This window comes from Streptomyces uncialis (assembly GCF_036250755.1).
GTDB lineage: Bacteria > Actinomycetota > Actinomycetes > Streptomycetales > Streptomycetaceae > Streptomyces > Streptomyces uncialis.
Genome location: NZ_CP109583.1, coordinates 4,330,032 through 4,344,583, shown reverse-complemented (window position 1 = coordinate 4,344,583; position 14,552 = coordinate 4,330,032). Strand labels below are relative to the sequence as shown.

General features: G+C 70.9%; 18 protein-coding genes. 9 read left to right on the top strand and 9 right to left on the bottom strand.

The genetic code is table 11. The annotated features are described in order from the left end of the window. Positions 1-4: 4 nt before the first annotated feature. Together OG711_RS17865 and OG711_RS17860 are read right to left on the bottom strand one after the other, a co-directional pair. On the bottom strand, positions 5-268 hold the full coding sequence (locus tag OG711_RS17865; protein ID WP_073783342.1) for a hypothetical protein: 264 nt from the start codon (positions 266-268) through the stop codon (positions 5-7). After that, entirely contained in the window at positions 265-723 is a 459-nt protein-coding gene (locus OG711_RS17860; protein WP_329559737.1) for an ATP-binding protein, read from the bottom strand. Before OG711_RS17860 ends, OG711_RS17865 begins: the two co-directional genes overlap by 4 nt. 194 nt (positions 724-917) lie before the next feature. On the opposite strand from OG711_RS17860, the gene OG711_RS17855 reads away from it, so the two are divergent. Both OG711_RS17855 and OG711_RS17850 read left to right on the top strand, forming a co-directional pair. Further along, positions 918-1,772 carry a helix-turn-helix domain-containing protein gene (locus OG711_RS17855; RefSeq protein WP_329559736.1) on the top strand — a complete coding sequence of 285 codons (855 nt, stop codon included), beginning with the start codon at positions 918-920 and terminating at the stop codon, positions 1,770-1,772. An 11-nt stretch (positions 1,773-1,783) separates the two neighbouring features. Then, on the top strand, positions 1,784-1,990 hold the full coding sequence (locus tag OG711_RS17850) for a DUF397 domain-containing protein (RefSeq protein WP_329559735.1): 207 nt from the start codon (positions 1,784-1,786) through the stop codon (positions 1,988-1,990). Positions 1,991-2,072: 82 nt separating this feature from the next. On the opposite strand, the gene OG711_RS17845 is transcribed toward OG711_RS17850, so the two are convergent. The 5 genes from OG711_RS17845 to OG711_RS17825 all read right to left on the bottom strand — a co-directional run bounded on the left by OG711_RS17845 (position 2,073) and on the right by OG711_RS17825 (position 5,878). Next, positions 2,073-2,708, bottom strand: coding sequence for an NADPH-dependent F420 reductase (locus tag OG711_RS17845; RefSeq protein ID WP_329559734.1), 636 nt, complete (start codon positions 2,706-2,708; stop codon positions 2,073-2,075). 245 nt (positions 2,709-2,953) lie between these two features. Beyond that, a complete protein-coding gene (locus OG711_RS17840; protein WP_079184256.1) occupies positions 2,954-3,283 on the bottom strand; it encodes a helix-turn-helix domain-containing protein in 330 nt (109 codons plus the stop codon). Positions 3,284-3,312: 29 nt separating this feature from the next. Then, positions 3,313-3,690 (bottom strand): type II toxin-antitoxin system RelE/ParE family toxin, encoded by a 378-nt coding sequence (locus OG711_RS17835; protein WP_266509379.1) that lies wholly within the window; start codon positions 3,688-3,690, stop codon positions 3,313-3,315. Between the two features lie 32 nt (positions 3,691-3,722). Continuing rightward, entirely contained in the window at positions 3,723-3,923 is a 201-nt protein-coding gene (locus OG711_RS17830) for a hypothetical protein (protein ID WP_329564264.1), read from the bottom strand. A gap of 86 nt (positions 3,924-4,009) precedes the next feature. Continuing rightward, positions 4,010-5,878, bottom strand: a complete 1,869-nt coding sequence (locus OG711_RS17825; RefSeq protein WP_329559733.1) for a trypsin-like serine protease — start codon at positions 5,876-5,878, stop codon at positions 4,010-4,012. A 985-nt stretch (positions 5,879-6,863) separates the two neighbouring features. Here OG711_RS17825 and OG711_RS17820 point away from each other — a divergent pair. Next, a complete protein-coding gene (locus OG711_RS17820; RefSeq protein WP_178390911.1) occupies positions 6,864-7,034 on the top strand; it encodes a hypothetical protein in 171 nt (56 codons plus the stop codon). A gap of 184 nt (positions 7,035-7,218) precedes the next feature. Here OG711_RS17820 and phoU read toward each other — a convergent pair whose 3' ends face one another. Then, positions 7,219-7,899 carry a phosphate signaling complex protein PhoU gene (gene phoU, locus OG711_RS17815; RefSeq protein ID WP_073783358.1) on the bottom strand — a complete coding sequence of 227 codons (681 nt, stop codon included), beginning with the start codon at positions 7,897-7,899 and terminating at the stop codon, positions 7,219-7,221. 201 nt (positions 7,900-8,100) lie between these two features. On the opposite strand from phoU, the gene OG711_RS17810 reads away from it, so the two are divergent. Together OG711_RS17810 and OG711_RS17805 are read left to right on the top strand one after the other, a co-directional pair. Next, positions 8,101-9,396: a sensor histidine kinase gene (locus tag OG711_RS17810; RefSeq protein ID WP_073783360.1), complete on the top strand. Its 1,296-nt coding sequence runs from the start codon at positions 8,101-8,103 to the stop codon at positions 9,394-9,396. Next, on the top strand, positions 9,393-10,073 hold the full coding sequence (locus tag OG711_RS17805) for a response regulator transcription factor (RefSeq protein ID WP_073783362.1): 681 nt from the start codon (positions 9,393-9,395) through the stop codon (positions 10,071-10,073). Before OG711_RS17810 ends, OG711_RS17805 begins: the two co-directional genes overlap by 4 nt. Before the next feature lie 85 nt (positions 10,074-10,158). On the opposite strand, the gene OG711_RS17800 is transcribed toward OG711_RS17805, so the two are convergent. Then, positions 10,159-10,869: a DUF461 domain-containing protein gene (locus OG711_RS17800; RefSeq protein ID WP_329559732.1), complete on the bottom strand. Its 711-nt coding sequence runs from the start codon at positions 10,867-10,869 to the stop codon at positions 10,159-10,161. Between the two features lie 812 nt (positions 10,870-11,681). Between OG711_RS17800 and OG711_RS17795 the strand changes: the two genes are divergently transcribed. The 4 genes from OG711_RS17795 (at position 11,682) to OG711_RS17780 (ending at position 14,473) form a co-directional block, all read left to right on the top strand. Further along, positions 11,682-12,164 carry a CarD family transcriptional regulator gene (locus OG711_RS17795; protein ID WP_050374646.1) on the top strand — a complete coding sequence of 161 codons (483 nt, stop codon included), beginning with the start codon at positions 11,682-11,684 and terminating at the stop codon, positions 12,162-12,164. Between the two features lie 489 nt (positions 12,165-12,653). Beyond that, complete coding sequence (gene ispD / locus OG711_RS17790) at positions 12,654-13,421, top strand: 2-C-methyl-D-erythritol 4-phosphate cytidylyltransferase (protein WP_329559731.1); 768 nt, start codon at positions 12,654-12,656, stop codon at positions 13,419-13,421. Beyond that, entirely contained in the window at positions 13,411-13,911 is a 501-nt protein-coding gene (gene ispF, locus OG711_RS17785) for a 2-C-methyl-D-erythritol 2,4-cyclodiphosphate synthase (protein ID WP_329559730.1), read from the top strand. The genes ispD and ispF overlap by 11 nt, the downstream gene beginning before the upstream one ends. 157 nt (positions 13,912-14,068) lie before the next feature. After that, positions 14,069-14,473 (top strand): PPOX class F420-dependent oxidoreductase, encoded by a 405-nt coding sequence (locus OG711_RS17780; RefSeq protein ID WP_073783370.1) that lies wholly within the window; start codon positions 14,069-14,071, stop codon positions 14,471-14,473. Positions 14,474-14,552 lie beyond the last annotated feature (79 nt).

Below are 14,552 nucleotides of genomic sequence, written 5' to 3'. Positions count from 1 at the left end.
GGCCCTAGCGTGCGCGGCGGTGCCGGGCGCGGGCCACCGGTTTTCGCGGTGGACGGCCGTCCGGCTCCAGGATCTCCACGCGCAAGGGCCGCTCGTAACAATGGCAGTGGTACGTGTGACCGGGGCGGTCGAGCGGCGGCGGTGTCATCGCGCGGCGCGGGTCCGGCATCGACGCGTGGATGGCGACGAGGGCGAGCAGCCCCAGGCCCACGGACAGCGCGCCGACGACGCAGAACAGCCAGTCGACGGCGTCGAACGCGCCGATCACCGGGCCGCCGCCCCACGCTCGGCCAGCGCGAACCAGACGGACTTGACGCCGAAGCCCGTTCCGCCGCGTTCGCCGCACTCGCCGTACCTGGTCGCACCCCAGTCGTCCGCGTACGCCGCGACCAGTGCGAGGCCCCGCCCGCTCTCCGCCTCGTCGGCGCGGGGGAGTTCCGGTACGGGGAGGTTACGGGGCTGGTCGTCGTGCACATGGACCAGCACCTGATCCGGCCCGACGGTCACCTCGATATGGATCAGCCGGGTACGGGTGTGCCGGTGGGCGTTGGTCACCACCTCCGACATGCACAGCCGCGCCGCGTCGACCAACGCGGGGTGATCGGTCGTCCGGAGCAGCGACCCGACCCAGTCCCGCGCGATTCTCGGGGCGCGGGGGGTGTTGGGGGCGATGAAGCGGTAGCTCTCCGAGGCGGGGAGCGTTAAAGGGTGAGGGTGCGGCACGTCGTTCTCCCAAGTGGTCCATGGGCGCGTGGAAGGCAGCGCTACGGCCTGTCACGGACGGCTACGTCGCGCTCACTGAACGATAGGGCGCATGTATGCACCGTGGCAAGGTTGTCACTCTCGTTGGATCTCGTAGGTGTCCGCATGGCACGGTTACGCGACACAGCCGAAGTCACGCAGGGGGAAAGGGACTCATGCCGCCAAGGGACAACCCGACCGCGCGTCAGGTGCGACTGGGTGTGGAACTGAGGAAGCTGCGGGAGCAGGCGGCGAGGACGGCCCGCGAGGCCGCAGGTCTGTTGTCCACCGACCAAGCGAAGATCAGCCACATCGAAGCGGGCCGGATCGGTGTCAGCGAGGAGCGGATCAGGCGGCTCACCACGTTCTACGGGTGCGCGGACACAGCGTTGATCGAAGCCCTGTGCGCCATCTCCCGTGAACGGCGCGGACAGTTCTGGTTCGACGAGTACCGCGGTGTTCTCGCGCCCGGTTTCCTCAACATCGCCGAGTTGGAATGGCATGCCCGAACGCTGAGGATGCTTCAAGGTGTCACCATCCCAGGCCTGTTCCAGACCGAGGGTTACGCTCGCACTTTGTTCGCCAGCGTCTGGCCTGTGCTTCCCGATGATGAACTCGAAGCACGCGTCGAGCATCGGATGCGGCGCGCCGCGATCCTCGACCGGGAAGAGCCTCCGCCTTTCGAGGCGGTCATCCACGAAGCCGCGCTCCGTATGCGCTTCGGGGGACGGGAAGTCGTCCGCAAGCAGTTGCAACACCTGATCGCTGTTTCCGAGCGCCCGGCCGTATCCGTCCGGGTGGTGCCGTTCACCTGCGAAGACTTCATCGAAGTGACACAGCCGGTGCTGTACGCGGGTGGCATCGTGCCGCAACTCGACACCGTGCAGATCGACGGGGCGTTCGGCGGACGCTTTCTGGACGCGGAACCCGAGTTGAGGAAGCACCGAAGGTTGCTCGACATCGCTGAAGCCGCTTCACTCGATCCAGCCGAATCACGGCAGATCATCCACCGCATCGCACGGGAACTGTGAGAGACCACGGAATGAGCGCATCCAAACCGATCGAGTGGCAGAAGTCGTCCTTCTCCGGTGGTGGCGGGGAGAACTGCGTCGAGATCGCCCGGAGCGACGACCGTTTCCACATACGTGAGAGCGACGCCCCCGCCGTCATCGTCACGACGGACCGCGCCAAGCTCGCCGCGTTCGTCGCGGGCGTCAAGGCGGGGGAGTTCGACCACCTTCTCGGCTGAACGTCCCGGAAGAGCGCGGAGCGGTCACCGTGCGTGCCCCGGCCACCGGTCATCGTCGTGAGGGGGCCTACGGGGCGCGGGTTCACACCAGCTCGCGTCCCTCCTCCACCGACGGCACCCGCCCCAGCGTCGCCTCGTGCAGATCGCCGAAGACCTCGATCCGGAGCGACTGGTCGATGCCGCCTACCGGCACCGGGGCGAAGCCCGCCGCGCGGATCAGCCGGGCCACCTCGTCGCCCGCCCCCAGGTCGTCCGTCGCGAAGAACCCGGCGCCCCGGTCCGGCTCACGGCGTGCCTCGGACTCCAGCGAGGGGGCGAGCAGCGTGCCGAACGCCTTCACCAGCCGGGCGCCCGGCGGCAGCAGCGCGGCGACGACGCTGCCCGACGACTGTTCCTCGGGCAGCGTCTTCGTGAAGCCGCCCTTGCCGTCCGGGACGATGGGGTTCGACGGATCCACCACGATCGTGCCGTTCAGCCGCTCGCCCCACTCGTCGACGAGTTCCTTGATGGTGTCGAACGGGACGGCGAGGACCAGCACATCGGCCATGTCGACGGCCTGGTCCACGGTCGTCGCCGTGGCCCGTTCCCCGAGTTGGTCGGCTAGTTCCCGGGTCTTCGCGAGATCGCGGCCCGCGACCAGCACGGACTCGCCGCCCTGGGTGAGGGAAGCGGCCAGCCGCGCCCCGATCGCCCCGGTACCGATGATCGCTGTCGTCACGCGCCCACTCCTTCACCACGAACCCGAACCCGAACCCGAACCTGGACCCCGTACCCGGGCGCTGCCGCCCTCGGTCAGTAGACCAGCGCGGTCGGGGCCGGGCACCGCAGCAGCGCCGCGCGGGTGACCCGTCCGGATCAGGAACACGGAGGGTGGGCGTCCCGTCGGAGCGGCACCGACGGCCAGGCCCGTGTGCGGGTTCGCGGCGTACGGCCCGCGACGCGGCCGGGCGCTGACTCGGCGGGTCAGCTCACCCTGAGCTGACGGTCCCCGAAGTCGGCGACCAGATGCAGGGTGCCACCGAGGGCCTCGACGTAGGCGCTGATTGTCGCGAGCTCGGAACGCCCGAGTTCGCCGCGCTCGAAGCGGGAGACGTTGGACTGTGTCGTCCCCATGGCTTTGGCGACATCCGTCTGCGTCAGTGCCTGTGCCTCGCGGATCTCGGCGAGACGATAGGCCCTCACACGGGCCTCCATCCCCTCACGGATGCCGGCCTTCCGGTCCTCGCTGATCTGCGTGCCGTTCTCCTTGTGGATGGCTGCGGCTTCGGCCTTGACGTCCTTCCAGTTGTGCATGATCAGCCCTCTCCCAACTGTGCATACGTTCACGCTTCGTCGATCGCGGCACCCAGGCTATCCAGGTGCTTGTCGAACCGTTTGTCGGCGATCGGGATATTGGTGTCGTACCAGGCGTTCCAGCTGCCGTTCTTGTCCCCGGCGACGAGAAGTAGAGCCTGTCGTAAGGGGTCGAACGCGAAGAGAATCCGCACCTCGGACGTACCGGCCGATCCTGGTCTCAGCTCCTTCATGTTGTGGTGGCGCGAGCGGCTCACCCGGTCCGCCAGCGGCCGTCCGAGGGTTGGTCCTTGAGCGGCGAGGACATCGATCGCCTGTTCGACCAGATGAGCCGACGCCGGGTCTGTCCGGACCAGATCGACAAACCATTCGCTGACTTCTTCGCACAGGAGGATTTCCCAGCTCACCTCACCATTATGCACTGGAAGAGCTATATCCCTCATGTGCTATCGGTCTCGCCCGTGAACCTCGTACCCGTGACCCTCGTGCCCGGATGGGCCAGAGCGCAGAGGAAGGCCAGGGCCAGGGCCGCGGCCATGCCGTAGAACACCCACTGGTTCGCCTCGGCGAGGTCCGTGCGGATCGCCGGACGCGCGTCCCGCTTGTCGAGGACACGGCCGCCGAGCTGGGAGGCCACCACGAAGCCGACGAAGAAGTGGTCCCGGCCCGGGCGGTACGCACGCGCAGCGCGTCCACCCGGGCCGGGGGTTCAGTGCCCGGACGGGCTCAGAACAGCAGGTTGTACTGGTTGAAGCCGGAACCCAGCGACACCCGGGTACCGAACAGCGACGACGACGCCTTGCCCGTACCGGGGTACAGCCACAGCTTGCCGTTCGACTCACGGGCCAGGACATCCGCGATGCCGTCGCCCGTCATGTCGCCGTTGCCGACCAGCGCGGTGAACTTCCAGTTCGACCGGGCCTTGATCCGTCCCGCGAACGGCGCCGACGCCTTGCCGGTCCCCCGGTACAGCCAGACGGTGCCGGCCTTGTCCCGCACCAGCAGGTCCGCCTTGCCGTCGTTCGTCAGATCGCCCCGCCCGAACAGCTTCGCGCCCTTCCAGGCAGCGGAGACGACCTTCTTCTTGGCGTGGAAGTGCCCGTTCCCCTTGCCCGGGTACAGATACGCGTTGCCCGACGCGTCGAGCGCCACCAGATCGGGCCATCCGTCACCGGAGAGGTCCCCCGGCACGGCGTACGACTTCCAGCCGCCCCCCACCGACGACACCTGCATGGTCGTGTACCGGCCCGCCCTGTCGCGGTAGTTGCGGTACAGCTTGCCGTCCCGCGAGTTGCGGTACAGCAGGTCCTGCTCGCCGTCCCGGTCCAGGTCCACCTGGAGGCCCCAGCTCACCGACTGCCAGCCGGCCGCCCCGGTGGAGCGGCCCGCCAGCGAACGGCCCCGGCTGTTCATCTGGTACAGCTTGTTCGCCGAGGTACGCCCCAGCAGATCCGCGCGCCCGTCGTACGACAGATCCGTGTCGTCGATCCGCGCCTGCGCCGCCGCCACGTACGAGCTGACCTTCGCGAACACCGGGTACGCGCCCTTGGCCGTGCAGCCCTCGACGCCCCACGAGACCACGCCCGCGATCTTCCCGCCGACCACCAGCGGTCCGCCGGAGTCACCGTTGCACGTACTGGTCGTCCCCCGGTCCGCGCCGGACGCGGGCTTGCCCGCGCACACCATCTGGCCCGCGACGAAGTAGTCCCGGCCCAGCAGATTGCGCATCGCGCGGTCACAGGTGGCGTCCGCGACCATCGGCAGACTCACCTTGCGCAGCTTCGCCGCCATCTGACCGTCCGCACGGCCCGAGGTCAGACCCCAGCCGTACGCCGTCGCGGAGGTGCCGGGCTTGTACAGCGCGGTGTCCCCGGTGGCCGCGAGCCGCAGCCACTTCTGCTTCACCGGGCGGTCCAGGGTCACCACGGCGATGTCGTTCTGGGCGGTGGCCGCCCGGTACTTCGGGTGCTTCCACACCCGGTGCACGCCCGCGAGGGTGCCCGCGGCGGAGTCGTACAGACCGGTGGCGCCGGTGAGCGCGACACCGTGGACCCGCCAGTCGAGTCCGTCGACGCAGTGCGCCGCCGTCAGCACCTTGTCCGCGGCGACGAGGGAACCTCCGCAGAAGTACCCTTCGCCGGTCCCCTGGTTGAAGTAGGCCAGCTGGACCATCCAGGGCGCCGCGCCTACGGTCGTCTGCGAACCGCCGATGATGAACGGCCGCATACGGGCGCCCTCCCCGGCCGCCCGCGCACCACCGTCCCCGGCCGCCCGCGCACCACCGTCCCCGGTCGCCCGCGCACCACCGTCCCCGGCCGCCGTCCGCGCCGTCGCCTTCGCCTGCGCCTCGGCCTTGCGCACGGCCTCGGCGCCCACGGCGTCGGTCGCCCCGGCCAGCCGGGTACGGAGCTCGGCCTGCGGGACCTTGGCCTGCGCGACGGGGCGGGTGGCGGCGGACGGGCGGTCCGCGCCGTCCGCCGGGGCCGCGTGCGCGGGCAGGGTGCCGCCGCCCGCGAGCAGGGCCGTCGAGAGCGCCGCCACGGCCGCGGTGCGCAGGACGCGCGGTCTGAGGCGGTCGAATCGGGCATGAGTCATACGTGGAACCCCCCACATGTCGCTCGGAACTGAGCAGGGAGGGGGCCGGGCACGCCGTACGTCCACGAGTGGTCGTCGCCACCCGCGGAGCCCCCCTCCGGCCCCCGGAGTCTAGAACGGGTCGCCTTCGCTTGCGCTTCCGAGGTCCGTCCAGCTGGACGTACTTGTCCCTGTGCGGGTACGTCCGGGGTGCGCAGTTCCTCGCGCCCCTGGGGTTCCCCACCTGGGCGTACTTGTTCCCGTGCGGGTACGTCCGGGGTGCGCAGTTCCCCGCGCCCCTTAGGTTGCGCCCCTTGCGGTTCCCGTTCGGGTGCGGGTGGTTCTTGGTTGCTCGCGCAGTTCCCCGCGCCCCTGGATGCTGCCCTATTGCGGTCGCTCTTCGGGTGCGGGTCTGCCCTCGTTCTCGCGCAGTTCCCCGCGCCCCTGAGGTGCTGCCCCCTTGCGGTTGTTCGTCGGGTGCGGGCCGGTTCTCGTCTTCGCGCAGTTCCCCGCGCCCCTTTGGGGGCGCCCCATCATGTGTCCGTCGTCTGCGGAACCATCCTCCTCGCGGACTCGCCTGGCTACCGAAGGGGGTGGGCGGGAATCTCTGCCCGCAGACTCCGATGCTCTTCAGTCGGGTACGGGTACGTCGTACCGAGCGTGTCGGATCGAGGACGGAGAATCCCGACCGGCACCGACCCGAAGAACCGGCCGGACGCGCCCCGAAGGGGCGCGGGGAACTGCGCACCCCACGAACGACCTGTGCGGGAACGAAGTACGCCCAGCACAGGAAACCGAGGAAGCGCAAGCGAAGGCGACCCGCAGGGAACCGCGAAACCACCGAACGACGGCACAGCAAACAAGTACGCCCAGCACAGGGAAACCGAGAAAGCGCAAGCGAAGGCGACCGTGCGCCGTTGACGCGCCCCACCACCCCCCACGTCAATGGAAGGAAGGCGTCAAGCCCCACGCCCCACCCAGGGGCGCATCCTCAGGGAGGGAACCCATGGCCGAGTCCCCGAAGCCCGACACCGTGAACGAGACACCACCGAGCGTCACCCCGCCCGCCCCCGGCCTGCCCGAGCTGGTCCTCCTCGGCGCGTGCGGCTGCGGACCGGGCTGCTCGTGCGGCTGCCAGTCCGGCGGCTCCTGCCAGTGCGGCGGCGGCTGCGGCTGACCACCGGCCCGCAGCAGCCCCGCACGGCCTCACCCGCCCAGGCGGCAGCCCGCAGAGCCCCGGCGGCAGCCCGCAGAGCCTCGGCAGCAGCCCCGCAAGGCCCCGCCGGGCGGGGGAAGGCCGATCACCCCGCCCGGAACCGGAAAGAGCCGCGCCCCGCCCGGTAAGGGCACCCCGTAAGGGGCTACGCCCCCTCCACCGGGCTGGGCGTGTGCGTCAGCTCGTCCGCGTGCTCACCGGTGACGAGATAGACCACCCGCTTCGCCACCGACACCGCGTGATCGGCGAACCGCTCGTAGTAGCGGCCCAGCAGCGTCACATCGACCGCGGTCTCTATCCCGTGCTTCCAGCGCTCGTCGATCAGGTGCTGGAACAGCGTCCGGTGCAGCAGGTCCATCTCGTCGTCGTCCTGCTCCAGCTGCATCGCCAGATCGACGTCCTTGGTCACGATGACCTCCGCCGCCTTGGCCATCAGCCGCTGCGCGAGCTGCCCCATCTCCAGGATCGTCGCGTGCAGGTCCTGCGGCACCGCCCGGTCCGGGAACCGCAGCCGCGCCAGCTTGGCGACATGCTGCGCGAGGTCGCCGGACCGCTCCAGGTCCGCGCTCATCCGCAGGCTCGTGACCACGATCCGCAGATCCGTGGCCACCGGCTGCTGCCGCGCGAGCAGCGCGATCGCCCGCGCCTCCAAGTCGTGCTGGAGGTCGTCGACCTTCTGATCGGCGGCGATGACGGTCTCCGCCAGCTTCAGATCGGAGTCGAGGATCGCCGTCGTGGCGCGCCCGATCGCCGACCCGACGAGCCTGGCCATCTCGACCAGGTCGTCCCCGATCGAGTCAAGTTCCTCGTGGTACGCGTCCCGCATGCCGGTTCGTCCCTTTCTCACGTCCGCCGGGGTCCTCCGTTGCCCGTGAACCCCACGCTCCCACGTTCCGGCCCGTACGCGTCCGTTTCCGGCACCGGACATGAATCACCCCTGTCCCCTCGGTGAACTCTGGGCGACGAGTGTTCGAGCTGACACCCGGACGGCTGTGGACCCCCGGCGGAGCGTGCCTAACCTGGAGACATGGACGTGAACGCGGCGGTCGCCGCAGCGGCAGCGATCGCCGGGGTGCTCACCGGCGTCATCGCCATGCTGGCGTTCCGCTGGAGCGAGCGCGACCTGAAACGCCCCAGCCGGACCTCCCTGCACACCGATCCCGTGCTCCCGCCCGGCGTGGACACGGTCCTGTCGGTGCTGCGCTCGTCGGCCGTCGTCCTGGACGAGGCCGACAGCGTGGTCAAGGCCAGCTCGGCGGCGTACGCCCTCGGACTGGTGCGCGGCGGGAAGCTCGCCATCGACCCGATGCTCCAGATGGCCCGCGACACCCGCCGGGACGGGGAGATACGCCAGGTGGAGCTGGATCTCCCCCGGCGCGGCACCGGCCGGGGCGGCGAGGCGCTCGCCGTGTCCGCCCGGGTGGCGCCGCTCGGCTCCCGGCTGGTGCTGCTGCTCGTGGAGGACCTCACCGAGGCCCGCCGTATCGAAGCGGTCCGCCGGGACTTCGTGGCGAACGTCAGCCATGAGCTGAAGACCCCGGTCGGGGCGCTGTCACTGCTGTCGGAGGCCGTCATGGACGCCTCCGACGACCCGGAGGCCGTGGAGCGCTTCGCGGGCCGGATGCAGATCGAGGCGACCCGCCTCACCAGCCTCGTCCAGGAGCTGATCGACCTCTCGCGGGTGCAGAACGACGACCCGCTGGAGTACGCCGAACCGGTCCGGGTCGACGAACTCGTCGCCGAGGCCGTCGACCGCTGCCGCCACCAGGCCGGTACCAAACAGATCACGATCGCGGCGGGCGGCACCGCCGACCTCCAGATCTGGGGCAACCGCGGCCAGCTCGCGGCGGCCCTCGGCAATCTCGTGGAGAACGCCGTCAACTACAGCGCCGCCCGGACCCGGGTGGGCATCGCCGCGCGCCGGGTGACCGTACCGGGCGGCGACCTGATCGAGGTGGCCGTCACCGACCAGGGGATCGGCATCTCGGACAGGGACAAGGAACGCGTCTTCGAGCGCTTCTACCGGGTCGACCCGGCCCGTTCCCGTGCCACCGGAGGCACCGGGCTGGGTCTCGCCATCGTCAAGCACGTGGCCGCCTCGCACGGCGGGGAGGTCACCGTGTGGAGCACCGAGGGACAGGGCTCCACGTTCACCCTGCGGCTGCCGGAGGCGCGAGCCCCCCGCGACCGCATGCCCCTGGAGCCCGGCCCCCGATACGGAACCGGCGATCCCGGTACCGTCCGAGGGGACGACAACGGGCAGCCCGAGACATCCGTCTCATCCCCGTACGCACCACATCCCTCCCCGGAGGTCCTTCCGTGACCCGAGTACTCGTCGTCGAGGACGAGGAATCGTTCTCCGACGCCCTGTCGTACATGCTCCGCAAGGAGGGTTTCGAGGTCGCCATCGCGGCCACCGGGCCCGACGGCCTGGACGAGTTCGAACGCAACGGCGCCGATCTGGTCCTGCTGGACCTGATGCTGCCGGGGCTGCCCGGCACCGAGGTCTGCCGTCAGCTCCGCAGCCGCTCCAATGTCCCGGTGATCATGGTCACCGCCAAGGACAGCGAGATCGACAAGGTCGTCGGGCTGGAGATAGGAGCCGACGACTATGTCACCAAGCCCTTCTCCTCCCGGGAGCTGGTCGCCCGTATCCGGGCCGTCCTGCGCCGCCGCGGGGAGCCCGAGGAGGTCACCCCGGCGGCCCTGGAGGCGGGTCCCGTCCGGATGGACGTGGACCGGCACGTGGTCACCGTCTCCGGCGCCAAGGTGGACCTCCCGCTCAAGGAGTTCGACCTGCTGGAGATGCTGCTGCGCAACGCCGGCCGGGTGCTGACCCGGATGCAGCTCATCGACCGGGTGTGGGGCGCCGACTACGTCGGTGACACCAAGACCCTCGACGTCCATGTGAAGCGGCTGCGCGCCAAGATCGAGCCCGACCCGGGCGCGCCCCGGTTCCTGGTCACGGTCCGGGGCCTCGGCTACAAGTTCGAGCCGTAGGCCGCGGGCCGGCCCGCAGTACGTACGCCGAAGGGCGGTACCCGGCCGGGTACCGCCCTTCGGCGTACGTACTGCGCTGTGCCGCTCAGCCGGTCGTGGCGGCCGACTCCGAGCCCGCGGGGTCGGCGGACGCGCCGTCGGCGGGCGACTCGGACCCGGTCCCCTCGCCGGGCGCGCCGGACTCCGTGCCCTCGGTGCCCTCAGGGGCCCCGGAGGCGTCGCCCGACGGCGAACCGGAGGCGTCGGGCTCGGCGGGCTTCCGCTCGGGACCCGGCTTCGGCATCTCGGACGGGCCCCACTCCTCGAAGTAACCGGTGGCGGGGACCACAAAGCTGTCGATCTTGATCTGACCGGTGCCGCTGAAGGTGTACGTGACGTTCTGCGCGTCGCCGTCCTTCACCGACTCCCGGCCGCTGGCCAGTACGGCGGACGCGTTGTCCTTGCCGCCGAGCACCAGGGACCCGCCGGCCGGGACGGTCAGCTTGTCCGCGCCCTTCGCGGGCTTCAGCTCCGCCTTGCCGCCCGCGCCCGACAGGGCGACCGCGTCCAGCGTCTGGTCCTTGGAACCGGTGTTGAACAGGGTCACGGAGAGCACCGCGGGTCCGGTGGCCTCCAGTTCCGGCTGGGTGATGATGTTGGAGTTCTCGATCTGGATGTCACCGACGGAGGTGGAGGCGTTGTCCGGCTCGACGCCCAGGGTCTGGGCATTGGTGCCGGCGCCGCACGCGGCGAGCGAGGCGATCGAGAACGCGATGGCGGTGGCGGCGAGGGCGCCGCGTCGAAGGCTGCTGCTCACGGCGGCGGCAACTCCTAGAACGTGGGCGGTACGGAACAGGGTCGGGCGGTCGTACGGGTGCTGCCCGCGCCGCTGGGGACGACGGTGGGGACCGGGGACCCGAAGGCCCCCGTACGGCGAGCAGGGCGGCCGTGGGGCCGCCCCGATGGTGTGTCAGCGGGCTTAGGTTATCGACCCGCCCCCGGGCCACCGCACCCGACCCGCCTTCCGGCACCCGCCGACGGCCGGACCACCCGGTCACCCGCCCGGTCACCCATCCGGTGGGGCACCCCCGTCACCCATCCGCCCGGTGACGTGGCCGGTCGGGCCCGCGGCGCCGTCGGACCCACCGCGCCGCGCCTTCACCCGTGTCGGCCACCGGGGCGGCGGAATTGCCGCCGGTCCGCACCGGGCCGTCTTTCACATAAGCGCGGGGAACCGCGCCGCGTGATTTTCCGGCAATCAATGAACACGCGGTGCGGGAATTGATCACCGCCCGCCGTGTGATCAATTCCAGAACGGGGCTCCGAGCACCGAACGGAGTAGCGGGAACGCGCGGAAGTGTGCGGAAGTCACCCCTTCCGAACCAGGCGAAACGGGACGTTCGCCCACTCGGCCTCCGCCGAACGGGTCGGTGACGTGCACGTTTCACCCCACCCGGACAACCTCTCCCACCTGCGAATACCCGTGACGCGGCGGCCCCGCCGGGCCGTCCGCAGCACGTTCGTGTTGTTGTTGTCAAGCCCCGAGATATGCCCTGACCTGCGAAAACGCCATTCAGAAGACGCCGTATCCGTGTTACCCTGGATAGCCACGGAAGGGGTACCTGTCACATGACGTTCAAGGTTGGCGACACCGTGGTCTATCCCCATCACGGGGCCGCGCTGATCGAGGCCATCGAAACTCGCCAGATCAAAGGCGTGGACAAGACCTACTTGGTGCTGAAGGTCGCCCAGGGTGACCTGACGGTACGTGTGCCAGCGGACAATGCGGAGTTCGTCGGCGTACGTGATGTGGTCGGCCAGGACGGGCTGGAGCGGGTCTTCGAGGTGCTGCGCGCGCCGTACGCCGAGGAGCCCACGAACTGGTCGCGTCGTTACAAGGCAAATCTGGAGAAGCTCGCGTCGGGTGACGTGATCAAGGTTGCCGAGGTCGTCCGCGACCTGTGGCGCCGTGAGCGCGAGCGCGGACTGTCCGCGGGTGAGAAGCGCATGCTCGCCAAGGCCCGCCAGATCCTGGTGAGCGAGCTCGCCCTCGCGGAGAACACCAACGAGGACAAGGCCGAAGCGCTGCTCGACGAAGTGCTCGCGTCCTGACGCTGTCCCTGTGAAGAGTCCCCGCGGAGCGGTCCCGGCACGCCCTCACCGACGTGCCCGAACCTGACGCGGGGGAATGCCGTGGTGCCCGATGACCTCATGCTGTCGCCGGGCGCTGCGGCATCTTCACGTCCAGGACACCCCGACGTCCAGGACACCGCGTCCCGTACCGCGCCCTCAGCGGCGCACGGCGCCCGTCCGGCGCCGGCATCCGGCGCCCACCCCCGGCGTGCCCACGGCACCCGCCGCGCGCACCTGGTGGAATCGCCCGGAGAACCGCCCCCGTGCCCCCGCGCTCGTGAACCCGCGTCACCGTGCTCGTGAACCACGCGTCACGACCTGGTGCGCCGGGCCCGCGCAGCGGCTCGACCAAATGTCACGGAAGGGTCTGGTCGAGGTGTCGCGCCCGGCACTGACCCCTGACCAGCGGCCTGGGGTACTCCCAGGCCATACCCACGTCGGCCGAGCACACAAACCTGAACGGAACCGATGTCTGACGATTCCCGCCCCGCCCCGCCACCCGCCCGTACCGCGGCCGTGATCCCCGCGGCCGGACGGGGGGTCCGGCTGGGCCCCGGCGCCCCCAAGGCCCTCCGCCCGCTGGGCGGCACCCCCATGCTGATCCACGCGGTGCGCGCCATGGCCGCCTCCCGCGCGGTCGCGCTGGTCGTGGTGGTCGCCCCACCCGCCGAGGTGGCGGAGGTCAGGGCCCTGCTCGACAGCCACGCCCTGCCCGAGCGCACCGAATTCCTCGTGGTCCCCGGCGGCGGCACCCGCCAGGAGTCCGTACGCCTCGGTCTCGACGCGCTGCCGCCCCGGATCGACACCGTCCTCGTCCATGACGCGGCCCGGCCCCTCGTCCCCGTCGACACCGTCGACGCGGTGATCGACGCCGTGCGCGCGGGCGCCCCGGCCGTGGTCCCCGCGCTGCCGCTGGCCGACACCGTCAAGGAGGTCGAGCCGCGCGCCGCCGACCGGCCGGGCGATCCCGAGCCGGTCGTCGCCACGCCCGCGCGGGCCCGGCTGCGGGCCGTGCAGACCCCGCAGGGCTTCCGGCGCGACACCCTCGTCCACGCGCACGACACCGTAGGGGTGGACGGCGAGGGAGCCACCGACTGCGCGGGCATGGTCGAGCGGACCGGCGCCCCGGTCGTGCTGGTGCCCGGCCACGAGGAGGCGTTCAAGGTGACCCGGCCGCTGGATCTGGTGCTGGCCGAGGCGGTACTCGCCCGCAGGAGGGCCAACGATGGCTACTGAGCTGGTGATCCCCCGGGTGGGGATCGGTACGGACGTCCACGCCTTCGAGCCGGGCCGCGCGCTGTGGTGCGCCGGGCTGCTGTGGGACGAGGCGGCGAGCGGCGGCTTCGGGCTCGCCGGTCACTCCGACGGGGACGTCGCCGCGCACGCCGCGTGCGACGCGCTGTTCTCCGCGGCGGGGGTCGGGGACCTCGGGGCGCACTTCGGTACCGACCGGCCCGAGTGGGCCGGGGCCTCCGGGGTGACCCTCCTCGCCGAGGCGGCGCGGATCGTCCGGGCCGCCGGGTTCGGCATCGGGAACGTCTCCGTCCAGGTGATCGGGGTACGTCCCAAGATCGGGCGGCGCCGCGCCGAGGCGCAGCACGTGCTCTCGGAGGCCGTCGGCGCCCCGGTGGCCGTCTCCGGCACGACCACGGACGGCCTGGGACTGACCGGCCGGGGGGAGGGCCTCGCGGCCCTCGCCACGGCCCTGGTGCTGCCCCGCGGCTGAAGCGCGTCCCGCCCGGGGGCCGGACGCGGCTCCCGGCCCCGGTTTCCTTCCCGTCCGTGAACGTTCCGGGTACGGGGGAATACGGAGGGTTGGGAAGGCGTTGGCGGCGGGTAGCCGTAGAGGTCGCAACGTCCGAGAGGGTAGAAGGGAAGGCGTTATGTCCACGCAGCTCTCCGAGGATCTCAAGGCTCTGCTCGACAGCCCGGTGTTCCTCACGGTCGCGACGATTCAGCCGGACGGCAGCCCCCAGGTGTCGCCGGTCTGGGTGAAACGTGACGGCGACGACGTCCTGTTCTCGACCACGCTCGACCGCCGCAAGGAGCGGAACCTCCGCCGGGACCCCCGGGTGACGGTCGTGGTCCAGCCCGCCGACGCGCCCTACACCTACGCCGAGATCCGCGGTACCGCCCAGCTCACCACCGAGGGCGGTCAGGAACTCATCGACGAGCTGGCGCTCAAGTACACCGGCAAGAAGTACGCGGAGTTCAATCCGTCCGCCGCCGACGACGCCCCCCGGGTCGTGGTCCGGATCACCCCCCGGAAGGTGGTCGGCCGGATCTGATCGGTCCCCGGGGCGGCGCCCCGGTGCGAGGTTGTCGCGAATCGAGTGCCCCGTGCGCCCAAGGGGTCGCGGGGCACTA

Bases quoted from the DNA above. Each gene is read 5' to 3' on its own strand.
- OG711_RS17855 (WP_329559736.1), top strand. From the start codon at position 918: ATGCCGCCAAGGGACAACCCGACCGCGCGTCAGGTGCGACTGGGTGTG.
- OG711_RS17850 (WP_329559735.1), top strand. From the start codon at position 1,784: ATGAGCGCATCCAAACCGATCGAGTGGCAGAAGTCGTCCTTCTCCGGT.
- OG711_RS17840 (WP_079184256.1), bottom strand. From the start codon at position 3,283: ATGCACAACTGGAAGGACGTCAAGGCCGAAGCCGCAGCCATCCACAAG.
- OG711_RS17825 (WP_329559733.1), bottom strand. From the start codon at position 5,878: ATGACTCATGCCCGATTCGACCGCCTCAGACCGCGCGTCCTGCGCACC.
- OG711_RS17820 (WP_178390911.1), top strand. From the start codon at position 6,864: ATGGCCGAGTCCCCGAAGCCCGACACCGTGAACGAGACACCACCGAGC.
- phoU (WP_073783358.1), bottom strand. From the start codon at position 7,899: ATGCGGGACGCGTACCACGAGGAACTTGACTCGATCGGGGACGACCTG.
- OG711_RS17810 (WP_073783360.1), top strand. From the start codon at position 8,101: ATGGACGTGAACGCGGCGGTCGCCGCAGCGGCAGCGATCGCCGGGGTG.
- OG711_RS17795 (WP_050374646.1), top strand. From the start codon at position 11,682: ATGACGTTCAAGGTTGGCGACACCGTGGTCTATCCCCATCACGGGGCC.
- ispD (WP_329559731.1), top strand. From the start codon at position 12,654: ATGTCTGACGATTCCCGCCCCGCCCCGCCACCCGCCCGTACCGCGGCC.
- ispF (WP_329559730.1), top strand. From the start codon at position 13,411: ATGGCTACTGAGCTGGTGATCCCCCGGGTGGGGATCGGTACGGACGTC.
- OG711_RS17780 (WP_073783370.1), top strand. From the start codon at position 14,069: ATGTCCACGCAGCTCTCCGAGGATCTCAAGGCTCTGCTCGACAGCCCG.